1 protein-coding gene is annotated in these 2415 nt (G+C 35.7%); it reads right to left on the bottom strand.

Translation table 11 applies throughout. From position 1 onward, the window contains the following. Window positions 1-2415: SBBP repeat-containing protein (locus U9R42_09825; GenBank protein ID MEA3496318.1), on the bottom strand; the 2415-nt coding region annotated here is incomplete at both ends.

The following is a 2415-nucleotide window of genomic DNA, read 5'->3' as shown; positions in this document are numbered from 1 at the left end:
CATAAGCCAATTTACTTGTAGAATCTTTACAACCGAAAGTTGATGTCGCTAACATTTTTACATTAAAAGTATCAGCATTAAGGTATGAATGATGCGGGTTTTCCTGTGTGGATGTATCACCATCACCAAAGTTCCATTTATAATTGAGGCTACCACTGTTGATTGTGGAAATGTTGGTAAATCGAAACTTATTTCCTTGCAGGCATTGTAAACTGTCTTGAATAGCGAATTCCGATTCCGGCATTGGATAAACAATAATGTTTTTATAGGCTGAATCCATACATCCACTATCTGAAACAGCTAATAGTTTTACATAAAAAGTATCATCCGAAATATATGAATGGGAGGGTGATATTAAAGCCGAACTATCATTATCGCCAAAAAACCATTGATAAGTTATTGTACCTGAATCAATGGTTGTTGTGTTTGTAAAATTGAATAAATTACCGGATAAACATTGAGCAGAATCATTAACAGAAAACCGAGCTTTTGGATTTGGCGGAATATAAAGGTTTAAAGTGATGAAACTATCGCAACCATAAATATTTACAAGTGTATCATAGTAAGTACCTGAAACGTAAAGATATCTTTCATTGAAATAAAAGCTGTCGCAAACGCTGGTGAAAACTGTATCATAATTTGGATAACAGCTTATGAATTTCGCAATGAATGCATCAAAATAACTACCGGGAGTTTGTTGATGAGCACCTAAGGAAGCTATGGCTGAAGTTGAAGCAGCCATTCCTGTTACATAAACATTTCCATTTTGATATGTAGCAATACCATAACCCCAATCAGTAAAACTTCCGCCATAATAAGTACCCCATAGTCTTTGCCCTGAAGTATTAAATTTAGCAACGAAAGCATCTGTAGCTCCTCCACAAATTGTTTGATGAGCACCTGGTGTAGCTATAACAGAAGACCTAGTCGAACCTGTCATATAAACATTTCCATTTTGATCTGTGGCAATACCAGGTGCATCGTTATCACAATATCCTCCATAATAAGTTCCCCATTGCCTTTGCCCTGAGGTATTAAATTTTACGATGAAGGCATCATAATAGTAACCAATAAAAGTTGTCCGATGGGCACCAGTTGTGGCTATGGCATTTGCTGAACCAGTTAATCCAGTTACAAAAACATTTCCATTTTGATCTGTGGAAATACCATAACCATAATCTGTATTACTTCCCCCATAATATGTTCCCCATTGTCGTTGCCCTGAAGAATTGAATTTAACAATAAACGCATCATAATAATAAGTACTACCACCATGAATTGGTTGATGAGAACCTGAAGTGGCTATTCCAGATGTTGAGGATGTATATCCGGTTATATAAACATTCCCATTTTGATCTGTGGCAATACCATTCCCATATATGTTATATTCAAGAGATGAAGAATTATAAGCTTCAACACCATTACCTCCATAATAAGTCCCCCATTGCCTTTGACCCGAGGAGTTAAATTTCACAAAAAATGCATCCCCACTACCACCATAAGTTGTCTGATAAGTACCTAAGGTGGCGATGGCAGAAGTTGAAAAAGTACCTCCTCGCACGTAAACATTTCCATTTTGATCTGTGGCAACACCCAATCCATAATCAATATCACTGCCTCCATAATATGTACCCCATTGTCTTTGTCCTGAGCTATTAAATTTAACAATAAATGCATCATGGTTATAACCACCACTATGAGTTGTCTGATGAGCACCTGATGTGGCAATGCCTGAAGTTGAATTAGTTAAACCTGTTACATAAATATTTCCATTTTGATATATAGTAATACCTTTACCTACTGAATTAGAACCTCCATAATAAGTACCCCATTGCCTTTGACCAGATGAGTTTAATTTTACAATGAATGCATTCCAACCATAAGTACTATGAGATTGTTGGTGTGCTCCTGATGTGGCAATTGAGTAATGTGAACCAGTTAAACCTGTTGTGTAAACATTACCATTTTGATCTGTGGCAATGCCATATCCAAAATCATTCTCACTCCCCCCATAATAAGTTCCCCAATCCAATATTGGTAAAGGATCAATAATCAAAGTTTGAGAATTTGTGTATTCTCCACAATTAAACCCAAAAACATTTTCACCCAAAGCTTTGTAGCTAACAGCTATTTTTTCTTTGTTTTCAAAAATCCAGCTTTCAGGGATGCTTTCGTAAAAATCACCATTGGAAGTTTCAATTTTTAATTGACCTTTAAGTAAATTAATGTTATTTGCTCCTTTGTATTTTAGTTTTATCAGCGAAGCATCTGCTCCCAGATGAACAATAAAATTATATTTAAATTTTTGCTCGTCATTTTCCTGTACAAAAAATTCAATATCAATGCCCTTATAAATGTTTTTGTAGGTTACTTTTTGATAGGAGCGGACAAAGGTTGCTCCTTCTTCAGGGGTTG

Source organism: Bacteroidota bacterium (assembly GCA_034723125.1).
Lineage (GTDB): Bacteria > Bacteroidota > Bacteroidia > CAILMK01 > JAAYUY01 > JAYEOP01.
The sequence above is the reverse complement of the archived record's forward strand: the minus strand, read 5'-3'. Positions and strand labels throughout refer to the sequence as shown.